26 protein-coding genes are annotated in these 24841 nt (G+C 63.4%); 16 read left to right on the plus strand and 10 right to left on the minus strand.

Annotated features, from left to right (window positions below; all coding sequences use genetic code 11):
- The first annotated feature begins 22 nt into the window (after positions 1-22).
- Positions 23-742: an aminoacyl-tRNA hydrolase gene (pth, locus tag EKH55_RS11410; RefSeq protein WP_151611536.1), complete on the plus strand. Its 720-nt coding sequence runs from the start codon at positions 23-25 to the stop codon at positions 740-742.
- A 137-nt stretch (positions 743-879) separates the two neighbouring features.
- Here the strand turns inward: pth and clpS are convergent, their stop codons facing one another.
- Positions 880-1191: an ATP-dependent Clp protease adapter ClpS gene (gene clpS / locus EKH55_RS11415; RefSeq protein ID WP_069458023.1), complete on the minus strand. Its 312-nt coding sequence runs from the start codon at positions 1189-1191 to the stop codon at positions 880-882.
- A 243-nt stretch (positions 1192-1434) separates the two neighbouring features.
- Between clpS and ychF the strand changes: the two genes are divergently transcribed.
- The 3 genes from ychF to EKH55_RS11430 are packed head-to-tail and all read left to right on the plus strand — an operon-like array spanning position 1435 to position 3485.
- Entirely contained in the window at positions 1435-2538 is a 1104-nt protein-coding gene (gene ychF, locus EKH55_RS11420) for a redox-regulated ATPase YchF (protein ID WP_069458024.1), read from the plus strand.
- A gap of 24 nt (positions 2539-2562) precedes the next feature.
- Entirely contained in the window at positions 2563-3018 is a 456-nt protein-coding gene (locus EKH55_RS11425; protein WP_151611983.1) for a MaoC family dehydratase, read from the plus strand.
- A complete protein-coding gene (locus tag EKH55_RS11430; protein ID WP_083265293.1) occupies positions 3015-3485 on the plus strand; it encodes a MaoC family dehydratase in 471 nt (156 codons plus the stop codon). Before EKH55_RS11425 ends, EKH55_RS11430 begins: the two co-directional genes overlap by 4 nt.
- A gap of 20 nt (positions 3486-3505) precedes the next feature.
- Here the strand turns inward: EKH55_RS11430 and EKH55_RS11435 are convergent, their stop codons facing one another.
- Positions 3506-4048, minus strand: a complete 543-nt coding sequence (locus EKH55_RS11435) for an adenine phosphoribosyltransferase (RefSeq protein WP_151611537.1) — start codon at positions 4046-4048, stop codon at positions 3506-3508.
- A gap of 412 nt (positions 4049-4460) precedes the next feature.
- Between EKH55_RS11435 and EKH55_RS11440 the strand changes: the two genes are divergently transcribed.
- A complete protein-coding gene (locus tag EKH55_RS11440) occupies positions 4461-4646 on the plus strand; it encodes a DUF1059 domain-containing protein (RefSeq protein WP_069458027.1) in 186 nt (61 codons plus the stop codon).
- Between the two features lie 119 nt (positions 4647-4765).
- Here EKH55_RS11440 and EKH55_RS11445 read toward each other — a convergent pair whose 3' ends face one another.
- From EKH55_RS11445 to EKH55_RS11455, 3 genes are read right to left on the minus strand one after another with little or no spacing between them, the layout of a single operon-like run.
- Positions 4766-6025 (minus strand): CCA tRNA nucleotidyltransferase, encoded by a 1260-nt coding sequence (locus tag EKH55_RS11445; protein WP_151611538.1) that lies wholly within the window; start codon positions 6023-6025, stop codon positions 4766-4768.
- A complete protein-coding gene (locus EKH55_RS11450) occupies positions 6022-6654 on the minus strand; it encodes a CoA pyrophosphatase (RefSeq protein WP_069458029.1) in 633 nt (210 codons plus the stop codon). Before EKH55_RS11450 ends, EKH55_RS11445 begins: the two co-directional genes overlap by 4 nt.
- On the minus strand, positions 6651-7274 hold the full coding sequence (locus tag EKH55_RS11455; RefSeq protein WP_069458030.1) for a DUF1285 domain-containing protein: 624 nt from the start codon (positions 7272-7274) through the stop codon (positions 6651-6653). Before EKH55_RS11455 ends, EKH55_RS11450 begins: the two co-directional genes overlap by 4 nt.
- A gap of 203 nt (positions 7275-7477) precedes the next feature.
- Between EKH55_RS11455 and EKH55_RS11460 the strand changes: the two genes are divergently transcribed.
- The 4 genes from EKH55_RS11460 to EKH55_RS11475 are packed head-to-tail and all read left to right on the plus strand — an operon-like array spanning position 7478 to position 14302.
- Positions 7478-8491 (plus strand): AAA family ATPase, encoded by a 1014-nt coding sequence (locus EKH55_RS11460; protein ID WP_069458031.1) that lies wholly within the window; start codon positions 7478-7480, stop codon positions 8489-8491.
- Between the two features lie 3 nt (positions 8492-8494).
- Positions 8495-9415, plus strand: a complete 921-nt coding sequence (locus EKH55_RS11465) for a DUF58 domain-containing protein (RefSeq protein ID WP_069458032.1) — start codon at positions 8495-8497, stop codon at positions 9413-9415.
- Positions 9412-12225 (plus strand): DUF4159 domain-containing protein, encoded by a 2814-nt coding sequence (locus EKH55_RS11470; RefSeq protein ID WP_069458033.1) that lies wholly within the window; start codon positions 9412-9414, stop codon positions 12223-12225. Before EKH55_RS11465 ends, EKH55_RS11470 begins: the two co-directional genes overlap by 4 nt.
- A 7-nt stretch (positions 12226-12232) precedes the next feature.
- Positions 12233-14302 carry a hypothetical protein gene (locus tag EKH55_RS11475; protein WP_069458202.1) on the plus strand — a complete coding sequence of 690 codons (2070 nt, stop codon included), beginning with the start codon at positions 12233-12235 and terminating at the stop codon, positions 14300-14302.
- Positions 14303-14468: 166 nt separating this feature from the next.
- On the opposite strand, the gene EKH55_RS11480 is transcribed toward EKH55_RS11475, so the two are convergent.
- A complete protein-coding gene (locus tag EKH55_RS11480; protein ID WP_151611539.1) occupies positions 14469-15020 on the minus strand; it encodes a GNAT family N-acetyltransferase in 552 nt (183 codons plus the stop codon).
- A gap of 260 nt (positions 15021-15280) precedes the next feature.
- On the opposite strand from EKH55_RS11480, the gene EKH55_RS11485 reads away from it, so the two are divergent.
- Positions 15281-16258, plus strand: a complete 978-nt coding sequence (locus EKH55_RS11485) for a glutathione S-transferase family protein (RefSeq protein ID WP_069458035.1) — start codon at positions 15281-15283, stop codon at positions 16256-16258.
- 33 nt (positions 16259-16291) lie between these two features.
- On the opposite strand, the gene EKH55_RS11490 is transcribed toward EKH55_RS11485, so the two are convergent.
- Complete coding sequence (locus EKH55_RS11490) at positions 16292-16759, minus strand: NUDIX domain-containing protein (RefSeq protein WP_069458036.1); 468 nt, start codon at positions 16757-16759, stop codon at positions 16292-16294.
- A 106-nt stretch (positions 16760-16865) separates the two neighbouring features.
- Here EKH55_RS11490 and EKH55_RS11495 point away from each other — a divergent pair, with 106 nt between their 5' ends.
- The 4 genes from EKH55_RS11495 to EKH55_RS11510 all read left to right on the plus strand — a co-directional run bounded on the left by EKH55_RS11495 (position 16866) and on the right by EKH55_RS11510 (position 19991).
- The gene (locus EKH55_RS11495) at positions 16866-17786 is read left to right on the plus strand and encodes a metallophosphoesterase family protein (RefSeq protein ID WP_069458037.1); all 921 of its coding nucleotides are present in this window, start codon (positions 16866-16868) and stop codon (positions 17784-17786) included.
- A 107-nt stretch (positions 17787-17893) separates the two neighbouring features.
- Positions 17894-18442, plus strand: a complete 549-nt coding sequence (locus tag EKH55_RS11500; RefSeq protein WP_069458038.1) for a tetratricopeptide repeat protein — start codon at positions 17894-17896, stop codon at positions 18440-18442.
- A 199-nt stretch (positions 18443-18641) separates the two neighbouring features.
- The gene (locus tag EKH55_RS11505; protein ID WP_069458039.1) at positions 18642-19160 is read left to right on the plus strand and encodes an RNA polymerase sigma factor; all 519 of its coding nucleotides are present in this window, start codon (positions 18642-18644) and stop codon (positions 19158-19160) included.
- 3 nt (positions 19161-19163) lie between these two features.
- On the plus strand, positions 19164-19991 hold the full coding sequence (locus tag EKH55_RS11510; RefSeq protein WP_069458040.1) for an anti-sigma factor family protein: 828 nt from the start codon (positions 19164-19166) through the stop codon (positions 19989-19991).
- A 43-nt stretch (positions 19992-20034) separates the two neighbouring features.
- Here EKH55_RS11510 and leuA read toward each other — a convergent pair whose 3' ends face one another.
- The gene (leuA, locus tag EKH55_RS11515; RefSeq protein WP_151611540.1) at positions 20035-21744 is read right to left on the minus strand and encodes a 2-isopropylmalate synthase; all 1710 of its coding nucleotides are present in this window, start codon (positions 21742-21744) and stop codon (positions 20035-20037) included.
- 520 nt (positions 21745-22264) lie between these two features.
- The gene (locus EKH55_RS11525) at positions 22265-22849 is read right to left on the minus strand and encodes an ATP-dependent Clp protease proteolytic subunit (protein ID WP_069458042.1); all 585 of its coding nucleotides are present in this window, start codon (positions 22847-22849) and stop codon (positions 22265-22267) included.
- Between the two features lie 278 nt (positions 22850-23127).
- Between EKH55_RS11525 and EKH55_RS11530 the strand changes: the two genes are divergently transcribed.
- Complete coding sequence (locus EKH55_RS11530) at positions 23128-23706, plus strand: HupE/UreJ family protein (protein WP_151611541.1); 579 nt, start codon at positions 23128-23130, stop codon at positions 23704-23706.
- Between the two features lie 59 nt (positions 23707-23765).
- Positions 23766-24242 (plus strand): GNAT family N-acetyltransferase, encoded by a 477-nt coding sequence (locus EKH55_RS11535; protein ID WP_151611542.1) that lies wholly within the window; start codon positions 23766-23768, stop codon positions 24240-24242.
- 24 nt (positions 24243-24266) lie between these two features.
- Here the strand turns inward: EKH55_RS11535 and queF are convergent, their stop codons facing one another.
- Positions 24267-24731, minus strand: coding sequence for a preQ(1) synthase (gene queF / locus EKH55_RS11540; RefSeq protein WP_069458203.1), 465 nt, complete (start codon positions 24729-24731; stop codon positions 24267-24269).
- Positions 24732-24841: the final 110 nt, after the last annotated feature.

A 24841-nucleotide genomic window follows, 5' to 3' on the forward strand; every position in this document is an offset into this window, starting at 1 on the left:
GAAGCACTGGGAGTTTGGCCGTATGCTGATTATAGCGGGACTTGGCAATCCGGGCCCCAAATATGCGGGCAACCGTCACAATGTCGGCTTCATGGCGGTCGACGCCATCCAGGGGCGGCAGGGCTTTTCCTCCTGGTCGAAGAAGTTCAAGGCGGAGATCGCCGAAGGCGAGGTCGCAGGCGAACGCGTGCTGCTGATGAAACCGCAGACATTCATGAATCTTTCCGGCGAGGCCGTGGGCGAGGCCATGCGGTTCTACAAGCTCGCGCCGAAGGACATCGTCGTGATTTACGACGAGCTCGATCTGCCGGCCGGCAAGGCGCGTATCAAGACGGGCGGCGGGCATGGCGGACACAACGGCATCAAGTCGATCGACGCTCATTGCGGGAAGGAATATCGCCGACTTCGCCTCGGCATAGGCCATCCGGGCGTGAAGGATCTCGTGCACGCGCATGTGCTCGGCGATTTCGCCAAGCCCGATCAGGCCTGGCTTTCGACCCTCCTCGACGCGATCGCCGACAACGCCGACATGCTGGTGAGGGGCGAGGACTCGCAGCTTCTGAACAAGATCGCGCTTGCGCTGGGCGGAAAGCCGGAGACGGAAAAGCCCGAGACCACGAAGAAGCAGACGGCTCGCTCCCATATCCACCAGGCGCGCAATGCGGCCCAACCGAAGAAGCTCCCGGCAACCGGCCCGATGGCCGAGATTTTGAAGAAGATGTTCGGCGCCAAGGAGGATTGACGGGCCTGGCGTCCTCCCGTGACGGGCACAGGAATGAACGGGGCCGCACCATCCACTACAGCGCCGCGCGTCTTTTCAGTCGCGCAAGGGTCGCTGTAGGTCTTCGTATCTGAGCATTGTGCTTTCCCTGCCGAATTTCACTCCTCCGGCTCGCTGGTGAACAGGAGCGGGAAACCCGCCTCCTTGCCGAGGTCGGTCGCCTCCTTCGCCTTCGTTTCGGCGATGTCCCGGGCACAGATCACGACCACGGAGGTACCGAGCTTGTGCGCGGTCATCATCACCCGGTAGCCGGTCTCCTCGCTCATGCGGAAAACCGCCTTCAGCACCATCACGACGAATTCGCGCGGCGTGTAGTCGTCATTGACGAGTATGACCTTGTAGAGCCTCGGCCGCTCGAGCTTCGGCTTCGTCCTGGTTTTGCGTCTTACGACAACATCCTTGTCACTCATCGGAACACCCGTTGATGACATGGGAAGACAGCGACTTCGCAGTCCCACTATTGCGCGCCGGGCAAGGGCATTCAAGCCGGCAGCGCCGCGCCATTTATCAGATGCGCAAACCTCGCTGCAGCAATCGGCGTCCATTTGGCGAGATTTGGTCTTAGCTGGCGCCTGCATGCACGAAGGCTTGACCGCTCGGCTCCTTTATCCCATAGCCACGCCCAAGAAATTCGAAAACGACAGGTTTCAGCCATGGGCTTCAAATGCGGTATCGTCGGGCTGCCGAATGTCGGCAAGTCGACACTCTTCAATGCGCTCACCAAGACGGCGGCGGCACAGGCGGCGAATTACCCGTTCTGCACGATCGAGCCGAACACCGGCGAAGTGGCCGTGCCGGACCCGCGCATGCGCAGGCTTGCCGATATCGCCAAGTCGAAGGAGATCATCCCAACCCGCATCTCCTTCGTCGACATCGCCGGCCTCGTGCGCGGCGCCTCCAAGGGTGAGGGTCTCGGCAACCAGTTTCTCGCCAATATCCGCGAAGTCGATGCGATCGTGCATGTGCTGCGCTGCTTCGAGGACGATGACATCACCCATGTCGAGGGCCGCATCCATCCGGTCGAGGACGCCGAGACCATCGAGACCGAGCTGATGCTCGCCGATCTCGAGAGCCTCGAGCGGCGCACCGAACAGACGCGCAAGCGGGCGACCGGCAAGGACAAGGAGTCGATGGCGCAGCTTCCGATCATGGAGGCCTCGCTGAAGCTGCTGCAGGAAGGCAAGCCGGTGCGGACGCTGTCGGCGAAGCTTGCCGCCGACGAACTGCGCATCCTGCAGGGCCTGAACCTTCTCACATCCCATCCGGTCCTCTATGTCTGCAATGTCGCCGAAAGCGACGCCGCCACGGGCAACGAGCACACCCGCGCCGTCGAAGCAATGGCCAAGGCTCAGGGAGCCGAAACGGTCGTCATCTCGGCTGCGATTGAATCCGAGGTGGCGCAATTGCCCGAGGAGGAAGCCAGGGAATTTCTCTCCGCCCTCGGTCTCGAAGAGGCCGGCCTGGACCGGCTGATCCGTGCTGGCTACAGGCTGCTCGATCTCATCACCTATTTCACTGTCGGCCCGAAGGAAACGCGCGCCTGGACGATTCCGCGCGGCACCAAGGCGCCGCAGGCGGCCGGCGTCATCCACTCGGATTTCGAGCGCGGCTTCATCCGCGCCAACACGATCGCCTATGACGATTTCATCGCATTCGGCGGCGAAACCGGTGCCAAGGAGGCGGGCAAGGCGCGCGACGAAGGCAAGGAATACGTCGTCCAGGACGGCGACGTCATTCACTTCCGCTTCAACACCTGACATGCGATGAACACCGAGCCAGCGATGCTCTATTTCGAGGATTTCACGCTGGGGCGGCGCTTCGGCTACCGGCCGAAGGCCGTCCGGCCTGCCGACATCGTCGCCTTTGCCAGCGACTTCGATCCTCAGCCGATGCATCTCGACGAGGAGGCCGGCCGACGCAGCATTCTCGGCGGCCTATCCGCTTCCGGCTGGCACACGAGTGCCATCGGCATGCGCATGATGATCGATGCCTTTCTCGGGCGTTCCGCCTCGCAAGGCTCACCCGGCATCGATTTCATGGACTGGAAAAAGCCGGTTTTGGCCGGCGACGTGCTCTCGGGCTTCAGCCTGGTCATGGAATCGCGCCCATCGACGTCTCGGCCCGGCATCGGGTTCGTGAAGTTCCGCAACGAGCTCACCAACCAAAGTGGCGAAACGGTTGCGGTCTCGGAAGGCTCGATCATGTTCCGCCGCCGTGACAGAGGCATGCGACCATGATAACGCTGGAGCAGCTTTACGCCGCCGGCCGCAGGGTGGTAATCGGCAACCTGACGTTTGCGGCAGAAGATGTCGTCCAATTCGCCCGTGACTTCGATCCGCAGCCGTTCCATCTGGACGAGGAGCAGGCCAGGCATTCGCTTTTCGGCGGCCTCTGCGCCTCCGGCTGGCACACCAGCGCCGGATGGATGAAGTGCTTCGTGCGGTTCTGGGAGGACGAGGCCCGGCGGCTTGCAGCCGAGGGACTCTGCGCGCCGAGGCTCGGCCCTTCGCCCGGCTTCCGCGATCTCAAATGGCTGAAGCCGGTCTATGCCGGCGATACGGTGACCTACGCAGTCACCCTGCTCGAGGCTCGTGCCCTTGCATCGCGCCCCGGCTGGAAGATCAACACACTCCTCTGCGAAGGCGAGAACCAACATGGCGAAGCCGTGATCCGCTTCGAAAGCAAGGTCATCGAATTTACGTGAGGCGGGTAAGCGCCTTCCGCTCAGTGCCCTTCGAAGGAGACCAGCGTACGGACGTCGACGCCCAGCGCCTCGAGTTTCCTGCGCCCGCCGAGTTCCGGCAGATCGATGACGAAGCAGGCGGCAACGATCTCCGCGCCCATCTGAAGCAAGAGCTTGGCGGCGCCTTCGGCGGTTCCGCCGGTGGCGATCAAGTCGTCGACAAGGATTACCTTTTCGCCCGGCACGATTGCATCCTTGTGCATCTCCATCTCGTCGACGCCGTATTCGAGGCTATAGGCGATCCGGACCGTCTCGTGCGGCAGCTTCCCCTTCTTGCGGATCGGCACGAAGCCGGCGGACAGCTGATGCGCGATCGCGCCGCCTAGAATGAAGCCGCGCGCCTCGATGCCGGCGATCTTGTCGATCTTGGTGCCGGCATAGGGGTGAACGAGTTCGTCGATCGCGCGACGGAACGTCTTCGGATTGCCGAGCAACGTGGTTATGTCGCGGAACATGATGCCGGGCTTCGGATAGTCCGGAATGCTCCGAATGGCAGAAATCAGTTCCGATTGAACAACGGTCATGCTGGAGAAAGCCTTTGCGCGTTTGAAAGTGTCAAAGCCATAGCATCAACAAAGCGCGGACTTACAGGATTTTCTTCGGCTCGGGCCAGACTTGCGCGGCTTCGCGGGTCTCGAGCGCGGGTCTTAATACCCGCCCGCCAGCATCTTCCGGACGAGGGCTGGACAACACGCAAGCCCTGCCCCCAACCCGCATCGATCCACTCAAACCCCACAGGATTTGGCCGAACGCCGGAGTTGATGTTAGGCTTGTCGCCGGGTTGCGGCCGGTCGCGGCGCTGCCCATTTGCAGAGCGAAACACAGCGGGATGAGGGTGTCGGCGGAACTTTCCGCTTGCATCCCGCTTCGACTTCCTGGAGCGAGGCCGGCACTTCGGCGCACCCGCGGCCACGGCCAAAGAGAAGGAGGAACACCATGCGCTTATTCGAATGCGGTACGCTCGTCCCCGGTTGCGATTGGCACACCCGCGCGGACAATGATGCGGAGATCGTACGCCGGGTCGTCGAGCATATGCGCGAAACCCATGGAGAAACGGTCATCCGCGAAAACATGGTCGACAACATCAAGGCGCGCATCGTCGACGAGCCACAGGCTGCGTGACGCCGGACGCCACTTGCAGCGCTGCGCGTCTCATCAGACGCGCAAACGTCGCTGTAGCTTTGAATTGCTGCATGTCTCGTCCTGAAATCGAGGTCGATCGAAGGAGACATGCAGGAGCGTTAGCGCGCCTGCACCAGGGACTCGAGCCGGGCGACGAGCGTTGCCCGGTCGACGCTGAAATTGCGCTCGATCCAGAAATTCTCGAGTTGCGAAAGAAGCGTTCCGACCTGCGGCCCCGGCGCCACGCCGGCCTTCAGGACGTCGGCTCCAGTCAGTGGAAAGGCCGGTCTCCGCCATTTTTCCGCACGTGCCAGCAGCCGCTGAAACGCGGCCGTCTCGGCCAGAAAGGCCGGATCGGTCTCGGCCTTGCGGCGGGCGGAGGCAAGTGAAAGCTTCAGGCGCGCGATCGTCCCCTCGGCGTCGTGGCGGTAAAGCGCGCGATCAAGGGCCGCATCCGGCAGGGCGGCGGCGATCTCCGGCGCCTCGGCGAACCGGACGAGATAGGCCGCTTCCGCCTTTGAGAGACGCAGGCGCGACGCCATTGCCGCAATCCGTTCGGAATCGGGTGGAATCATCGCGGCAAGCCTCAAAAGCGGATCAGGCGCCCAGGAGAAGGTCTTTTCCGCGGTAATCAGGGCCGGGATAGCGTCGATGCCCCATTTTTCGGTCTCCGGCAGAACCTCGCCGAGCACGCCCGCCTGGCGCATCCAGAGAAGCGCGCGGCCGGGATCCGCGGCTGACAGCAGCTTCTTCATCTCGGTCCAGACCCGTTCGGCGGAAAGCGTCGCAAGCTTCGCGCGGGCCTGCGCGCAGGCCCTGAGGCCCTCCGCGTCGGGCCGGCCGCTGCCAAAGTGGGCGAAGAACCGGAAGAACCGCAAGATGCGCAGATAATCTTCGGCGACACGTTCGGCGGCATTACCGATGAAACGCAGCGTCCGGCTTTCAATATCGGCTAGGCCACCGACATAGTCGAAGATCTCACCTTCGCTGTTTGCATAGAGTGCGTTGATGGTGAAGTCGCGGCGCACCGCATCCTCTTTCCATCCCGATCCGAAGGCGACTTCGGCGCGCCGGCCGTCGGTCGCAAGGTCCTCGCGCAAAGTCGTCACCTCGTAGGGCACGCCGTCGACGACGAGCGTGACGGTGCCGTGGTCGATCCCCGTTGCGACCACCTTGATGCCGGCGGTCTTCGCCCGCTCCGCAACGTCTTCTGGGTGCCAGGTGGTCGCGAGATCGACATCGCCACCTGGCAGGCCAAGAAGGGCGTTCCGCACCGCGCCCCCCACGACCCGTGCTTCTCCGCCGTCAACGTTCAAGAGCGCGAAGACCCGGCGCAGCGCCGGTGCCTGAAACCAGGGCTCAGCGGCAATGGAGGTCATGCGTAAAGCCTTTCATAGAGCATGCGGACAATGCCTGCGGTGATGCCCCAGATGTTTCGTTCACCATAGGGCATGCGGTAGAAATGCCGCTCGGCACCATCCCAATGGCGACTTCCCCGCCCATGGTTCTTCGGGTCCATTAGAAACGAGAGCGGCACCTGGAACACGCTTTCGACTTCCACCGGATTGAGGACGAGCTCGAATCCCGGCTGCACCACGGCGAGAACCGGCGTGATACGGAAGCCGGAAAGCGCCATGTAATGCGGCAGACGGCCGACGGGATCGACGAAGCGCGGATCGAGCCCGATCTCCTCTTCGGCCTCGCGCACCGCCGCCATCTCGACAGACGGATCCTCAGGATCGACGGCGCCGCCGGGAAAGGCGACCTGCCCGGAATGCTTGCGCAGCGTCGAGGTCCGTTGGGTAAAGATCACGCTGGCATCCTCCCCGTCGTCGACGACCGGTACAAGGACGGCCGCGTCTTTCAGATTCAAGGTCTCGAGGTAAGGCACGATGCCGGGATTGAGCAGGAAATCCCCATGATCGCGCCAGGAAGTCTCAACCGGACCACCCGTCTGCTTTCGCGCGCGGCGACGAAACTCCTCGGCGGAAAAGAGCGGACGACTCATCGGGACAGTGCTTCCAGTTCCGCCGCCGGCATGATCGGGAAGACGGCCCCGCCCGACCGCACGCAGAACATCTCGGTCCCGCCGATCTGAGCCTTCTCTCCGAGCTCTACAAGATCGTACATGACCGGCCGGGAAACGAGCGCCTCCAAACGGCCGCGCACATGCAGATAAGGTTTCAGCTCGCTATTCTCACCATGGATGACGAAGCGCAGCGGATGGTCCGGACCTGCCTCGACCACATCGCCGACATTGGTGCGGAAGGTCAGCACGCTTGCTCCATTCCGTGCGGTCACACTCATCTCAACCGCTAGGAATGGGGCATCGGCAACACGGATGCCAACCTTTTCCACCGGCGTGACGAGATAGGTCCTGCCGTCCTCGTCCTTGCGCAGCACGGTCGAAAACAGTCGGACGAGCGGCTGGCGGCCGATCGGCGTTCCCATGTAGAACCAGGTTCCGTCGCCGCGGATTTCCATGTCGATGTCGCCGCAAAAGGGCGGGTTCCAACGTTCCACCGGAGGCAGTCCCTTCGCTTCTCCGCCGGTCTGACCGGCAGCGCGAGCGATCAGTGCGGCAAGGCCCGCCGCGTCACTCGTCTGCTGAATCTTCGGCTCTGCCATCGTTCTGTCCCGTTTGGCCTCGATCTTTTCCCTGAAGCACTGTGCGTCCGACAAGGTTTTCGGACGTTAGGCGCTCCGTGGCTCACGAGATAGTGCGTCTGCGGCGGCTTGTCAGCCGCCCGCCAGAGTCTAAATTGAAAAACTGGACCGAAGGTTCGAAGGACCGCGATTCGGTTCCGAACGTATGCGTGGGGAGACAGGCGATGAGTGTGATGAAGGGTGCGACGGAGCTCGCCGACGAGAAGGCGATCGTCGCCGCCGCGGAGGCCGCCCTCGGCGAAATCGCGCACATCCGCGCTGAGGTCGGCAAGGTCATCTTCGGCCAGGAAAGCGTCGTCGAGCAGACGCTGCTCGCGGTGCTGTCGGGCGGCCATGCGCTGCTCGTGGGCGTGCCGGGTCTCGCCAAGACCAAGCTCGTCGCGACGCTCGGAACGGTGCTCGGCCTCGACAACAGCCGGATTCAGTTCACCCCCGACTTGATGCCCTCGGACATCCTGGGCTCGGAGGTGATGGATCAGGACCAGGCCGGCCATCGCTCGTTCCGTTTCATTCCCGGACCGATCTTCACGCAGCTTCTGATGGCGGACGAGATCAACCGCGCCTCACCGCGCACCCAGTCGGCGCTGCTGCAGGCGATGCAGGAATATCACATCACCATTGCCGGCGCGCGCAAGGACCTGCCGCAGCCTTTCCATGTGCTGGCAACACAGAATCCGCTCGAGCAGGAAGGCACCTATCCCCTCCCCGAGGCGCAACTCGATCGCTTTCTGATGCAGGTCGATGTGGGATATCCGGAACTCGCCGCCGAAAGGCAGATCCTGTTGGAGACCACCGGCGTGTCGGAGGCGGAAGCTCGCCCCGTCATCAACGCCGCACGTCTCCAGCAACTCCAGTCGCTGATCCGCCAGATGCCGGTGGGCGAGAAAGTGGTCGACGCGATCCTCTCGCTCGTCCGTTCTGCCCGCCCGGGAAACGGCAATGCGACGACGGACAAGAATGTCGCCTGGGGACCCGGGCCGCGCGCCGGGCAGGCGCTTATGCTTTGCGCCCGCGCACGCGCTCTCTACGACGGCCGACTGGCTCCTTCCATCGACGATATACTCGCCCTTGCCGAACCCGTGCTGCAGCATCGTATGGCGCTGACCTTCGCCGCGCGCGCCGAGGGCATGACGGTACGCGACGTCATCGGCGATCTGGTGAAGCGAGCCAAGGGATAACGCATGGCCGCGATCGGGCAGATAGTCGCGCGTACGCCTTCCGGCGAGGTTCTGTCGCGCGCCCAGCAACGCGCGATGCTCGTCCCCGATTGCCTCGTCGAGGCGCGCCGGATTGCCAACACGGTGATTTCCGGCTGGCACGGCCGGCGCAAGCGCGGCATCGGCGAGAATTTCTGGCAATTCCGCCCCTATAGCCTGGGCGAAAGCATGTCGCGCATCGACTGGCGCCGCTCCGCCCGCGACGACCACACCTATGTGCGTGACCGCGAATGGGAAGCCGCGCACACGATATGGCTCTGGGCCGATCTCTCGCCGTCGATGATGTACAAGTCCACACTCGGCCAGGTCTCGAAGGAAAGCCGCGCGCTGGTTCTGATGCTGGCGCTCGCCGAAATTCTCGCCCGCTCCGGCGAGCGGATCGGCTGTCCGGGTGTCATGGAGCCCGTTTCCGCCCGCAACGCCGCCGAACGGCTCGCAACCGCGATCATGCTGAGCCCGCTCGCCGAGGGCCTTCCGGAGACGGGGATGATCCGCGGCATGAGCGATCTGGTGCTGATCGGCGATTTTCTGGACCCGGCGGACGCGGTGATGGAGCGGCTCGGCCCCGTCGCGCGTCGCGGCCTGCGCGGTCATGTGGTCGAAATCGCCGACCCGGCCGAAGAGGTCTTCCCCTATGCCGGGCGCACCGAGTTCACCGATCCCGAAACCGGCGAGAAGCTGACGGCCGGCCGCGCCGAAATCCTGCGGGAAGACTACCAGCGCGCCTATCGCGCACGCCGCGACAGCCTGGGCGACGGGCTGCGGCATCTCGGTTGGACATTCATTCCGCACCGGACCGATAGACCGGCGTCCGAGGCGCTGGTCGCCGTGCATATGTATCTTTCCGGAATGCCTTCCCGCGCGACCCATGGAGGGCTCCTATGATCGGCGGCCTCTCCCTCGCCTTCGCCAATCCGATGATATTGTCGGCGCTTCTGGCCCTGCCCATCATCTGGTGGCTGTTGCGCATGACGCCCCCACGCCCCGCAGCCGAGGTGTTTCCTCCGCTGCGCGTCCTTGCCTCGGTGATCAAGCGCGAGGAGACGCCGTCGAAGAGCCCCTGGTGGCTGACGCTCATCAGAATGCTGATGGCCGCCGCCGTCATCCTGGCAATCGCCAATCCGGTGTTCAACCCGCGCAGCAACACGCTCGCCTCCTCCGGTCCGCTTCTATTGTTGATCGACAACAGCTGGGCGACCGCGCCGGATTGGGAGCGCCGGGTCGAAGCCGCCTCGGCACTGATCGACGACGCGGAGGCAAGGGACGTGGCCGTGTCGATCGTGCTCACCGGCGACCGGCAGCACGATGCCACTCCGGGATCGGCAGCCGCCGCGCGCACCCGGTTGGCGGCCGCCGCGCCCGCGCCGCTCCCGGCAAACCGGCGATCGGCTCTTGCGGCGCTCGATACAGCCTTTACCGATACCGCGCCTGGTACCGCGGCCTTCATCACCGACGGCATCGAAACAGGTGACACCCAGACCATGCAGGCGCTTGCCGAACTCGGCGCGGCGGACGTCCGGGTGATCGAGGCGGACGGCGCCCAGGCGGTGGCGATCACCGACACGATGAACGAGTCGAGTGGCATGTCGGTGACGGCAACGCGCCTGAAGACGGACGCGAACCGTTCCCTTCCGCTTGTCGCCTATGACAGCCGCGGCCGTGCGATCGCCGACGGCTCGATCGATTTTGCCTCCGGCGAAGGGGTCGCGAAGGGAACGATCGAAGCGCCGTTCGAACTGCGGAACGACTTTGCCCGCATCGGCATCGAAGGTGCGGCCACGGCCGGCGCGATGCACCTGCTCGACGACGGGTTCCGCCGGCGCCGGGTGGCGCTGTTGAGCGGAGAGGCGCGCGACCGGTCGCAGCCGCTCCTTTCGCCGCTCTATTATATCGATCGCGCGCTTGCCCCCTATGCCGATCTCATTGAGCCGCGTGAGACCGATCTCGCCATCGCCATTCCCGAGCTCCTCGATCAGCGCCCATCGGTCTTGATCATGGCCGACATCGGCCGCTTGCCGGAAGAGACCTATCCGCTGATGACGAAATGGATCGAGAATGGCGGGACGCTCATCCGCTTTGCTGGCCCCAGGCTTGCCGCAGCCCCGGCAGATGATCCGCTTGTTCCGGTGACGCTGCGGCAAGGCGAGCGGGCGCTCGGCGGCGCCTTGTCCTGGTCGGAGCCACAGCCGCTCACCGATTATCCGGCCAACGGCCCCTTTGCCGGCATGGCGCGACCGACAGACATCCTCGTCAAGCGCCAGGTCCTCGCGGAACCGACGGCCGATCTGGTGGAGCGGACCTGGGCGAGCCTCGCGGACGGCACGCCGCTGGTCACCACCGCGGTCCGCGGTTTGGGCCGCATCATCCTGTTCCATGTCAGCGCGGAGGCCACCTGGTCGAACCTGCCGATTTCCGGCGATTTCGTGGAAATGCTCCGCCGCAGCGTCCAGCTTTCACGCAGCGGCGGCGTTACCGGCGAGACCAAGGCCGTCAAGGCACAGGCGCTCGCACCTTATCGCCTTCTGAACGCCGATGGCGTGCTGGTCGCCGAAACCGGCACTGCCCGCCCGCTCGAAGTGCGGCCCGGCAGGGAACCGGTCGCGACACCGGACAACCCGCCCGGCCTTTACGGCTCGGAGGACGGCTTTACGGCACTGAATCTCCTGCCGCGCGACGCGGAACTGAAGCGCATCGACATGACCACCGCCGGCCCCTACGCCTCGGAACGGCTCGTCCAGGCGGAAAGCTGGTCGCTGAAGCCGGCGCTGCTGACGCTCGCCCTCGTGCTGCTGCTGGCCGACGCCGTGATCGTCCTGTTCATGGGGGGTGCCTTCTCACGCATCCGCTCGGCGCGCTCGGCGGCGGCACTCATTTGCCTCATCGCCGGGGCTGCCCTTCTGCTTCCGCCGCAGGCTTTCGCGGACGACATACGCCCGGGCGACGATCGCATTCTCGAGCGGCTGGATACCACCCATCTCGCCTATGTCGTCACCGGCGAGGACGAGGTGGACCGGCTGTCGGAGAGCGGGCTCAGGGGGCTCACCAGTTTCCTGACCTACCGCACGACGCTCGAGCCCGGCGCTCCCGTCGGCCTCGACATCATGAGCGACGAGCTCAGCCTCTACCCGATCATCTATTGGCCGATCTCGGCAACAGCCCCGATGCCAAGTCCACAGGCCGTGAGCCGGATCGACGCCTATATGCGCGCTGGAGGTACCGTGCTCTTCGACACCCGCGACCAGTTCTCCTCGCTCGGCGCCTCGTCGAGCGGCACGAGCCCGAACACGGAGCGGCTGCAGGCGATCCTCGGCAATCTCGACATTCCGCCGCTGGAGCCTGTTCCGACGGATCACGTTCTGACCAAGGCGTTTTATCTGCTGACGAATTTCCCGGGCCGCTATAACGGCAGTCCGCTCTGGATCGAAGCGCAACTGGACAACCGCGAGGAGGAAAGCAACCGCCCGGCCCGGCCCGGCGACGGCGTGACGCCGATCATGATTACCGGCAATGATTTTGCCGGCGCCTGGGCCATAGACGCGAACGGCGCCGCGCTCTTGCCGACGGTGCCGCCGGACGAGATGCAGCGCGAGTATTCCTTCCGCTCCGGCGTCAACATCATGATGTATATGCTGACGGGCAACTACAAGGCCGACCAAGTGCATGTTCCTGCTCTGCTCGAGCGGCTCGGGCAGTGAGACCGCGATGACCATCGACTTTTCGCCACTCCTCCCCTGGCCCTACCTGACGGCGTTGATCCTGGCGGCCATTGTCCTGGCCGCCTTCGGTATCTGGCAGCGCGTTCGCGGCGCTTTCCTGCGTACGGCCGCGCTCGCGGCCTTCTGCCTTGCGCTTGCTAATCCCGTGCTGTTCCAAGAGAAGCGCGAACCGCTTTCGACTATCGTTGCCGTCGTTGTCGATCGCAGCCAGAGCCAGGAGAATGCCGACAGGCGTGAACAGACCGACAAGGCGCTGGCCGGACTCCAGGAGCGCCTCGCCCGCTTTCCGCAAATCGAAACGCGCATCGTGGAAGCGGCGGATTCCAGGGACAACGACGCGCCCTCGACAAGGCTTTTCGACGCGCTGGCAACGGCATTGGCCGACGTGCCGCCCGCGCGCGTCGGCGGCGCCATCTTCATCACGGACGGCCAAGTGCACGATGTGCCGGATGTGAGCCAGACGCTCGGATTCAACGCGCCGCTGCACGGTCTGATCACCGGAAGACCCGATGAATTCGACCGGCGCATCGAGATCGTCAGCGCGCCTCGCTTCGGCATCGTCGGCGAGCAGCAGAACCTCACCTTCCGCGTCGTCGATGACGGTACCGCCCCCCGGGGCAGCGCCGAAGTAACGATCCGCCTCAACGGCAACGAAATCGCGATCGAGCACGCCGAGCCCGGCACGGAGGTGCCGTTCAGCTTTACCGTGCCGCGCGGCGGCAACAATATTCTCGAATTCGCGGTCAATCCGATCGCCGGGGAAGTAACGGAGGCGAACAACCGCGCCGTTCACGTGATCGACGGCATTCGCGAGAACCTACGGGTGCTTCTCGTTTCCGGCGAGCCGCATGCCGGCGAGCGCGCTTGGCGCAACCTGTTGAAATCCGACGCGGCCGTGGATCTCGTCCACTTCACCATTCTCCGGCCGCCCGAAAAGCAGGACGGCACGCCAATCAACGAGCTGTCGCTGATCGCCTTCCCGACACGCGAGCTCTTCGTCGACAAGATCAGCGAATTCGACCTCATCATCTTCGATCGTTATCAACATCGCGGCGTGCTGCCGATCCTCTACTATGACAACATCGCGCAATATGTGCAGAACGGCGGCGCCCTGCTGATCGCGGCCGGCCCGGAACATGCCGGCGACGATTCGATCGCGGCGACGCCGCTGTCGGCCGTCCTTCCCGCAAACCCGACCGGGGTCGTCAACGAAAAGGCCTTCTTCCCGCGCCTTTCCGAGGAGGGCAGGAAGCATCCGGTGACCAGGGGCCTCGAAGGTGCGGACAGCGAGCCTCCGGCCTGGGGGCGCTGGTTCCGCACGGTCGATGTCGACAGGCCGCTCGGTCAGACGGTGATGGAGGCCGCGGACAGCCGGCCATTGCTGGTGCTCAACCGCGTCGGCAAGGGCCGCGTCGCCATGTTGCTCTCCGACCAGGGCTGGCTCTGGGCCCGCAATTTCGAAGGTGGCGGCCCGCATATTTCGCTCTACCGCCGCACCGCCCACTGGCTGATGCAGGAGCCGGCCCTCGAAGAGGAGGCGCTGACCGCGCGTGCTTCGGGTCGGACGCTGGAAATCACCCGGCAGACGATCGAGGGCGATCCGGGCCAGGCAACGCTTACCTATCCCTCCGGCCGCTCGGCGGAGGTCACGCTGACGGAACGGGAGCCGGGCCTGTACAAGGCGGAGGTCAGCACCGACGAGATCGGGCTCTTCGAAGTTGCCAATGACGAGCTGACGACGCTCGTGCATGTCGGCAATGTCAATGCACCGGAGTTCAAGGCGGCGATTTCGACGGAGGAAAAGCTGGAACCCTGGGCCGAGAAAACCAAGGGAACCCTCCGCCGCCTGGCAAATGCCGACGGCCCGGTCGACCTTCCTTCGATCCTGCCTGTTCGAGGTGCCGTGCGGGCGGTCGACGACCAGCGCCTGTCGCTGAAGATGACCGACGAGACGGTGCTCAAGGGCGTCAATTCCCTGTCGCTGTTCTCCGGACTGCTCGGTCTGGCGGCACTGCTCTTCATCATCTCGGCCACCTGGTATCGCGAAGGGCGGTGAACGGGGCTTGCGTTTATCGCTTTGCGCGCGGCGCCGCACCTTGCTGCAAAGTCGCCCGGCCGACGTGCCTGGTGTTCCCCGCAATGCTTGTGCGCGGATCGTTGGCTCAGGGCAGCCCAGGCCGAGGATGACTGACGAAGGAGGAGTTTGCAGCCCGGTCAGGCGATCACGCCGCGACTTCCCGCGAGGCGCCGATGGCGCCCTCGGACTCAATGCCGTCGTCACGCCAGGCGATCACACCGTGCAGCCGTGTGTAAACACCCGTAGCGATCGGCACGACCAGCACCCGGGCCGGATCGACCGGCCCCGGGAACTCAAGAGCGCCGTAACGCACCTTCTCGAAGCCGAGCGGCTGGTAATAGGGTGGATCGCCGACGAGGATCACCGCCTCTGAGCCCTTCCGCCGCGCCGCCTCGACGGCGATGCGTACGAGCTCCCGGCCGATGCCCTTGTTCTTGTGCGACGGCCGGACCGCAAGAGGCCCGAGTAGATGCCCCCGCACGGATCCGGCGGTCACCGCCGTCATCCTGACCGACGCGATCGTTTCGCCATTGTCTGTGCAGATGAACGAAAGCGACCGATCATGTGGTCCCTGCTCACGGATCCGCGCAGCAGCACGGGTAAACCGGCCGGGACCAAAGGCTTCTTCATTGATGATTTCGATGGCTGCGTCGTGGGACGCGTCTTCAGTCAGATAGACGAGATCGTGCTTTTTCATGGATGTCGAAAACCGGCATGCGAACGGACAGAATGCAGTGGCTCACCCCAAAGGGCGTTGGCGGCATCAGCGTCGTCGCAGGTTTCCCGACTGGATCATGGGTATCGGTCATTTCCGAAAGTGAAAAAGCGTTCCGTTGCCGATAGCAGAAATTTGCCGCCTGTCAAAGCCGAAAACGCACTGTTCGAGATTCGACCCCTATCTCCTGCTCCGTCGCGCGCTATTTTGAACGACAGCAGGATCAGGAATGGAGATCTGTAATGGGCAGGCTGGTGGACGGCGTCTGGCAGGACGTCTGGTACGATACCGTCGAGACGAACGGTCGCTTCAAGCGCAGTGTATCGCAGTTCCGCAACTGGATCACCGCCGACGGCTCGCCCGGACCCTCCGGCGAAAGTGGCTTCAAGGCCGAGGCCGGTCGCTACCACCTCTACGTATCGCTCGCCTGCCCTTGGGCGCACCGAACACTGGTATTCCGCAAGTTGAAAATGCTGGAGGAGATGATCTCGCTCTCCGTCGTCGACCCGCTGATGCTCAGCAATGGCTGGGAGTTCAAGCTGGAGAACGGCGGCACGGTCGACCACCTCTTCGATTCACGCTTCCTCTGGCAGGTCTATGTTCGCGCCGACAGCAATTACACGGGCCGTGTCACCGTGCCGGTCCTTTGGGACAAAGAAAGAGAAACGATCGTCTCCAACGAGTCGGCCGAAATCATCCGCATGTTCAATTCGGCTTTCGACGGCCTCACTGGCTCGACCCTGGACTTTTATCCCCAGGCGCTCCGGACCGAGATCGACGCCCTCAATGCGCGCGTCTATGACGCGGTCAATAACGGTGTCTACAAGTCAGGCTTCGCCACGACGCAGGAAGCCTATGAGGAGAGCGTCACCGCACTTTTCGCAATGCTCGACGAGTTGGAAGATCGCCTCGGCTCACGGCGCTATCTCTTCGGCGATCGCACGACCGAGGCCGACTGGCGCCTGTTCACGACATTGGTCCGCTTCGATCCGGTCTATGTCGGCCATTTCAAATGCAACATCCGCCGCATCGCCGATTATCCCCATCTTTCGGGTTACCTGCGCGACCTCTACCAAATAGAGGGGGTCGCGGCGACGGTCGACCTGAGCCACATCAAGCAGCATTACTATCGCAGCCATAGGATGATCAATCCAACCGGCATCGTGCCGGTCGGGCCGGAGTTCGACCTCGCGGCTCCGCACAGGCGGGATCGCCTGTAAATCGACGTGAGGAAAGCCGTGCGCCCTTTGGTGTTACCAGAACGAATCCAGCGCTGCGATTCCGGCCAGTTCTTCAAGCCGGCGGCGGGTCGAGGGTGTCGTCTCCTCCGGCAAGGCGTCGAGGGTGAAAAACCCCGCGGCAGCGATTTCAAGGTCCGCACGCTTCGGCCGCTCCTGGCGGACACCCTCACAGCGGAAGAAGATAACGTGATCGCGCCGGCTGGTGCTGCGGTTGTAATAGACCTGTACAAGTGTCGGCGGCCTCGTGAGTTCGAGATTGCCCTCTTCCCCCAATTCGCGGACCAGCCCCTCGACCGCGGTTTCGTCGCGATCGAGGCCGCCGCCGGGAAAGTGCCAGCCTGGCAAGTAGGAGTGCCTGACCAGAAACACCCGCCCCTCTTCGTCGAAGCAGGCCGCCCTCACCCCGAGCGTCATGCCGCGCGAGAATGCGAAATAGACATGGGCGAACCGGGTCAGAAGGCGGAGCCGCCAGCTCTGCATGTCGCTACTCCTTATGATCGATAAAGGCGACAGCCGCGCTGTAGAGGTTCGGGATAATTCTTTCAAATGATTTCCCTGATCCCGAATATGCGCTAGACGGGGGGTAATGTTCAAACTCGCGCATATTTCCGACGTTCACCTCGGGCCGTTGCCGGAGCTTACCCTGCGCGAACTCGCCTCGAAAAGAATCACCGGCTTCGTCAACTGGCACAGAAACCGAGCGCGCCACCTTTTCCCCGGCACGCTCGCGTGCCTGATGGAGGACATGGAGAGCCGCCGACCGGATCATCTGGCGATCACCGGCGATCTCGTGAATCTCGCCTCCTCGCTTGAGATCAAGGCGGTGACCGAATGGCTCGCGGAAGCCGGCGATCCCAAAGACGTCTCCGTCGTGCCTGGCAACCACGACGCCTATGTGCCGGGCGCCTACGAGCGGATGTCCCGTGCCTGGTATCCTTATATGCGCGGCGACGTCGGTCCAACCGGATGGGCGAAGGAGCATTCCTGCTTCCCCTATATGCGCGTGCGCGGCCAGGTCGCGCTCATCGGCTGCTCGACGGCCGTCGCCACGCCCCCCTTCGCGGCAAGCGGCTATTTCGGGCCGCATCAGGCGCGCGCCACGGTCAATCTGCTGCGCGCGGCCGGCGAGGCCGGGCTCTTCCGGGTCATCATGATCCATCATCCGCCGATCCGCGGCGCAACCTCGATGCACAAGCGCATGATCGGCATCCGCCGTTTCGCCGCGACGATTTCGTCCGGTGGAGTGGAACTGGTGTTGCATGGCCACACCCATCTCAACACGGTTCATTGGCTGAAGGGACATGCAGGGCCGGTGCCGGTGGTCGGAATCTCATCGGCCTCCCAGGCGCCGGGCGGCAGCAAGCCCGTCGCCGCCTACAATCTCTTCACGATCGCAGGTGCGCCTGACAAATGGCAGGTGACGCGCGAGCGCTTCGCGCTCAATGCCGACGCGACCGCTACCACCCTTGCCGAAACGACGCATTTTTATGGCCAGCCTGTCGAATAAACGGCGAGTCTTGCGCGTCTTATTCGCGTTCGGTTCGGATCAGCCAGCCGCCGGGGGATGTCCGGTTCGGCTGGGTCACCGATCACCGATCTTCACAGGAGACAGGCATGACGAACCGCAAAATCATTCTCTTCGCCTCCGCAGTCTTGACGGCCTCGGTAGCGAGCCACGCGGCGATGGCCGTCGGCGATGACACCAGCGAGCCGCCGAAGAAGACCAAGACGACCACCCAATGCACGAACGGCAAGGTCTGGGACGCCAAGCAGAACAAATGCGTCGAAGCGAAGAAGAGCAGCCTCGATGACGATATATTGTTCGATGCGGCGCGCGAACTCGCCTATGCCGGCCAATACGAGAATGCCATCAAGGTTCTCGGCGCCATGAAGGAGCAGCACAGCGCCCGCGTCTTCAACTATCTCGGCTATGCCAACCGTAAGGCCGGCCGTATGGAACTCGGCATGCAATATTACAAGCGCGCTCTTCAGGCGGACGGAAATTACATCCTTGCCCGCTCCTATATGGGGCAGGCGCTGGTCGAGCAGGGCCGGATCGAGGAAGCGAAATTGCAGCTCGTCGAGATTCGCGATCGCGGCGGCGAAAACACCTGGGCCTACAGGGCATTGCTGCAATCGCTCGGAGGTCTCCGCCACTACTGAAGCGCGTGGCTGCGCGCCTTTCCTCGGACAGGTAACCCGCTGTCGGAGGCGCAGAACGGCTATTGGATGGGCCCGAAGCGCAAAAACCTCTTTGCGTTCCGGCTCTTCCCTTGCAGACTTCGGATCGTGTTTCATATCATGGGCCGTGGGTTCGCGTGGCGAGCAGGCCCCCGATCCGGCATGTCTCATTGGAAGAGTAATGCGCCAAGCGGTTGAGATGAAGGACTTCAGACGGGATTTGGTCAGCCTGCTGCCCAAATTGCGTCGCTTCGCGATGACGCTGACACGCGACGTCAATGATGCCGACGACCTTCTTCAGGAGGTCTGCGAGCGCGCGATCACGCGCAGCCATCTTTGGAACGGAGAGGGTCGGCTGGCGAGCTGGGTCTACGCCATGACCCGCAATCTTTGGGTCGACGAGATCCGCAAGCGCAAGGTCCGCAGCGGGGGCGACATGACCGATTTTCTGGGTTCTGCCGAACTCAACGTCGAAGCGACCGCCGAGAAGGCGGTCTATGTCAATCAGTTGCATAGGATGATCCTCTCCATGCCGGAGGGATTGGCAAGCGTGTTCCTGCTGGTAAACGTCGAAGGCTACAGCTACCGGGAAGCGGCGGACATACTCGCGATCCCCGTCGGTACGGTCATGAGCAGATTGTCGACGGCGCGCCTCAGGCTTGCGGCAATGCTGTCCGAAGATGCGGAAAGGAGGGCATGAGCGTTGCAGGAGACGAAAGGACTCGCGCTCGAAGTGCGGCTCTCGGCCTATATCGACGGCGAGATCGGCGAAGCGGAGAAGACGGAGCTCGATAGCTTGCTGGCGCAGGACGACGACGCGAGGGCTCTGCTTGAGCGCCTGAAAGCAGGCAGCACCTTCGGCAACAGGGCCTTCGAGGATTTCCTCCACGATCCCGTGCCTCTGGCTCTGGTCCGCCAGATCAAGCAAGGCCCCGGGATCACGCCGCGTTTCGAGCGGGTCGCAACGGCGAACCTTCCGAAAAGAAGCCTGCGCATCTGGCCGCGCCTTGCCGTCGCCGCCGTTGCGCTGTTCTTCCTCGGCAGCGTCGGCGGTTTCATTCTTGGCAGTGCCGGCAACATCGTCGATCCCGCCCCCGAGGCGGCCGATCGCTCGTGGATCGGCGAGGTCGCAGAGTATCACGCCATCTATTCGCGCCAGAAAAAGCACCTTGTCGAGGTACCGGCCTCGCAGGCAGCAGAGATCCAAAGCTGGCTCTCCTCAAGCGTCGGCGTTGCCTTCCGCATCCCCGATCTCACGCGCAAGGGACTGACCTTCGAAGGTGCCCGCTTGCTTGTCGCCAACGGCAGACCCGTCGCCCAACTGATGTACCGCGATCGCGAAAGCGAAATCGTCGCCATCTGTTTCCTGAAGAACGGCGGCGGCGGGAAACCGGATCAATTCAGAGAGACGATCCGCGGCGATCTAAGCCTCGTCTCCTGGCAGCGAAACAACGCTTCCTTCGTCGTGGTGGGACCGTCATCGGATGCCGGCCTGCAGGATCTCGCCCAGATGGTGGCGGCGGCCATATGACGGGGCAGTCCCCCTCTGAACAGAGGGGGACTGCCCCGGAAGGCTACTTCCCCATCGTCTCCAGCACACGGTTGGCGGCCGAAACGATCGCTTCGAGCGAGGCGGCGACGATATTGGTGTTGACGCCGACGCCGAACAGCGTGCCCCCCGGATATTCGACTTCCACATAGGCGATCGCCGCGGCGTTCGAGCCGTGCTGCAGCGAGTGTTCGGAATAGTCTGCCACCGAGAGCTCGATGCCGAGATAGATCGACAGGGCATTGATGAAGCCGTCGATCGGGCCCGTGCCCTTGCCCTCGATCCGCCTGGCCTCGCCCCTGTCGGTGATCTCGGCGGCAACGACGCGCAGTCCCTTGTGTTCGCTCACCGGATAGGTGTGGTGATCGATGAATTTGAGCCGCGCGCCGGGCTGCTCCACGTAATCTTCTATGAAGCGCTGATGGATCCGCTTCGACGGCAGTTCCTTGCCCTCCTCGTCGGTAATGCGCTGGATGTCCTCGCGGAACTCTATCTGGAGTTTCCGCGGCAGATTGATGCCATAGTCCTCCTGCAGGATATAGGCGATGCCGCCCTTGCCCGACTGCGAGTTGATGCGGATGATGGCCTCGTAGCTGCGCCCGACGTCGCGCGGGTCGATCGGCAGATAGGGCACTTCCCAGAGCGTCTTGTTTGCCTGCTTCAGCGCCTTCATGCCCTTGTTGATGGCGTCCTGGTGCGAACCGGAGAAGGCGGTGTAGACCAGCTCGCCGACGTAAGGGTGGCGTTCCGGAATGACCATCTGGTTGGAATATTCGTAGACTTCCTTGATGCGCTCGATATCCGAGCAGTCGAGCTTCGGATCGACGCCCTGTGTGAACATGTTGAGCGCCAGCGTCACCACGTCGACATTGCCGGTGCGCTCGCCATTGCCGAAAAGCGTACCCTCGACGCGATCCGCGCCGGCCATCAGGCCGAGCTCGGTGGCGGCGATACCGGTGCCGCGATCGTTGTGCGGATGCAGGGAGATGATCAGGTTCTCTCGGTTGTCGAGATTGCGGCACATCCATTCGATCTGGTCGGCATAGATGTTCGGCGTCGCCATTTCGACCGTCGACGGCAGATTGATGATGAGCTTGTTGTCCGGCGTCGGCCCGATGATCTCGGTAACGGCGTTGCAGATCTCCAGCGCCACTTCGAGTTCCGTACCGGTGAAGCTCTCAGGCGAATATTGGAAGCGGTAGCCGCCTCCCGCCTTTGCCGCCATGTCGGTGATCATCTTGGCGGCATCGGTGGCGATCTGCTTGATGCCGGAGACGTCCCTGGCGAAGACGACGCGACGCTGCAGCTCGCTTGTCGAATTATAAAAGTGGACGATCGGATTGCGGGCGCCCTCGAGCGCCTCGAAAGTGCGCGTGATCAGCTCCGGCCGGCACTGCACCAGCACCTGCAGCGACACGTCCTCCGGCACATTACTTTCCTCGACACACCAGCGGGCGAAGTCGAAATCCGTCTGTGAGGCGGAAGGGAAGCCGATCTCGATCTCCTTGAAGCCCATGTCCAGGAGCAGGTGGAACATCCGCGCCTTGCGGTCGTGCCCCATCGGATCGACGAGCGCCTGGTTGCCGTCGCGCAGGTCGACCGAACACCAGATCGGCGCCTTGGCGATCGTCTTGGATGGCCAGGTGCGGTCCGGCAGCGCCACCTGCGGATAGGGCTGATATTTCAACGCGGCCTCGGGCATGCCTTGCTTGACGGGATGCGATTTCAAGATCATGTGCAGCTTCTCTTCGTCACTGGAGCGTCGCTTGCCGCATGCAATAGCCGATCGCCGGAATTATTGCGATGGCTGATGCTCGCCGGAGCGCGCCTGTTTTAACTGTTGTTTGCAGCTTGGGATTTCGAGGAGCGATCCGCCGGCAGGGCTTTTCGGCCGCCGGGCGCTCCTCACCGGACCCGGCAACCGCGCGTAAGGCCGAGAAGAAGAAGCGAGGCGAAGGCGCGCACGGAAGCGCGATTGTTATCGCGTCCGGAGAAGATCGCTGCGATCCTGTGTGCTTTCGCCTGGGTCATGCAAGTGCCTATACACGGGCCGACGCTGTGGGGCAAGAGGAGAAGCAGATTGCGTGCCGTACTGAATGTAAGTCTTGGCTGGTTCAGACCTAGTCCTCTCCCCGCCGGCGCGGAGAGGGACTTGGAGGATGCCGCGAGTCTCCTTCGCCCGCCTGCGGGGAGAAGGTGGCCGGTAGGCCGGATGAGGGGCGATCGCTTGCTCTAAGGCCGGGAGGCGCTCGTCATCAGATTTCAGTGACGGAGGTGATGATCCGCGAAACGAGCCCGTAGGCCTTCGCTTCGTCCGCTCCGAGCCAGTAGTCGCGATCGGTGTCCTTGGCGATCTTTTCGACCGGCTGGCCGGTCGCTTCCGAGAAGATTCGGTTGAGGCGCTCGTTCATCTTGATAATTTCCCGCGCCTGGATCTCGATGTCGGAGGCCATGCCGCGCGTACCGCCGGACGGTTGATGCAGGAGGAAGCGGGTGTTCGGCAGGCACAGGCGGCGCTCTTTCGGGGCCCCGACATAGATCAGTGCGCCGGCGGAAGCGACCCAGCCAGTGCCGATCGTCCAGACCTTGGGTTTCACGAACTTGATCATGTCGTGAATGCTGTCGCCCGATTCCACATGGCCGCCCGGCGAATTGATGAAGATGCGAATATCCTCATCGCTGGCCGAGGCCAATGCCACGAGCTGCGAGCAGACCTTCAGCGCCAGCTCCTGGGTGACCGTTCCGTAGATGAAAATCGAACGCGACTTGAAAAGGTTCGCCTCCGTTTCCTTGCCGAGCGGCAATTCGGTCTTCTTCTCTTCCTGGTCGTCGTCGTTCATCCGCATTCTCCGGACTCCTCATGAAATGTCTCAAAGTCAGATAATGCGACTCGACAGCGAAAACAATGCAATGAAATAGGCGAAGCTGGCTCCGCCCAGCCGGTGCTGCTGCGGTGGGAAATGCGCGAGGGACGACAAATGCTGTATGGACAGGGCGCAAAAGCCCAATAAGATCAGCGCGTCAGCAATGGTGCGGTCCCTGGTAGAGCCGCGCCCCGCTGACATGAATTTCAGACAGGCGGGCTACCTCCCAGGCCTGCCGACCAGTGGGGACCCGAATGAAGAAACAGATCCTTATCGCCGCCGCCGCGCTTGTTGCCTCCGCCGCACCCGCTTTTGCCCACCTCGATCCGACGCTGCACGTCTCGCTGACGGCCGGTCTGTTGCACCCGTTTTTCGGCGCCGACCATGTCCTTGCGATGCTCGCCGTCGGCCTCTGGGCCGGAGAGATCGGCGGACGGGCACGCTGGGCGGTACCCGCAACCTTCGTCGCGACCATGGCCGTCGGCTTTGCGCTTGCGGTAATCGGCGTCGGCCTACTCTTTGTCGAACCGACGATCCTCGCCTCCGTGATTGCTCTTGGCCTGATGGTGGCGATCGCCGTCCGGCTCTGCGCTGCGAAAGCCGCGGCCATTGTCGCAATCTTTGCGCTGTTCCACGGTCATGCGCATGGGGGAGAGCTTGGTGCGGCCAGCGCCTGGTCCTTTGCCGCGGGCTTCATCATCGCGACCGCCCTCCTCCACGTCGCCGGTATGGTCTTCGGCATGGCGCTCGCCAGGCGCTCGGGCGGCGCCAGCCTCGCCCGCCTGCTCGGCGGAATTACCGCGCTTGCCGGTGCAGCCCTGATGCTCGGATGAGCAAATGAAGAGCGAAGGGGCGGGTCCATGCCCGGCCGTTCGGGAAAATGGCTGAATGAATGCTGGTGATCCGCCCTGCACTCCCCGAGGAGATCGGCACCCTTGCCGCAATCGGCCTTTCAGCCTGGCTGAAGGGGATAGCGCCACTCGTGACCGAGACGGTGGCGACCAGGATTGCCGCAACCAATCCTTTCCTGCCGTTTCTGCAAGAACTGGGGCCACGCGTGGTGGTGGCCGAGATCGGCGGCGCAGCCGCGGGGATCGGTGCATGCGAGTGCAACGACAATACGATCAGCGATATCTGGATCGCGCCGGCCTTCGAAGGGCGCGGCGCCGGATCGGCCCTGATCGGAGCGCTCGAAGCGCAGATCGCCGGCCGAGGATATGCGGAGGCGCATATTCAGGTTGCCGTCCGGAACGAGCGGGCGCTCCAGCTCTATCGCCATCTCGGCTATCGTGAAACCTGGCGGAAGGTGCTGTTCGACCCCATCCTTGAGACCGATCTTGAAAAGGTCGGTCTCTCCAAGCTTCTCTGATCGGTGCGCCTGTTCGGGCGCGCGTCACCCGCGGCCGCGATAGGTCGGCACGCCTTGGTCCGGCAGCCAAACGCCTCCAGGGGGATTGCCGGTCTGCCAGAAGACGTCGATCGGGATGCCGCCGCGCGGGTACCAATAGGCGCCGATCCTGAGCCATTTCGGCGAAAGCAGCGATACCAGCCGCTTGGCGATTTCCATGGTACAATCCTCATGGAAGGCGCCGTGATTGCGGAAAGAATGCAGGAACAGTTTCAGCGACTTCGACTCGACCAGCCAGCCATCCGGCACATAGTCGATGACGATGTGCGCGAAGTCCGGCTGTCCCGTCATCGGGCAGAGCGACGTGAACTCCGGCGCGGTGAAGCGGACGACGAAATCCGTGCCGGCGTGGCCGCTCGGCACCCTTTCCAGTTCGGCCTCTTCCGGGCTTTGCGGCAGATCTACTTTCGCGCCGAGTTGCGAAAGTCCTGATACGTCCGTCTTCGTCATTTCCGTCATGCTCCAATCTGTGATCGAGACGCTGGATGGGGCGCACCGCCCACTCTTCTCCTTAATGCCCCTGAATGATGCCTAACCTATCAGGCGGCAATTCATAGTGC

It is taken from the genome of Sinorhizobium alkalisoli, from assembly GCF_008932245.1.
GTDB lineage: Bacteria > Pseudomonadota > Alphaproteobacteria > Rhizobiales > Rhizobiaceae > Sinorhizobium > Sinorhizobium alkalisoli.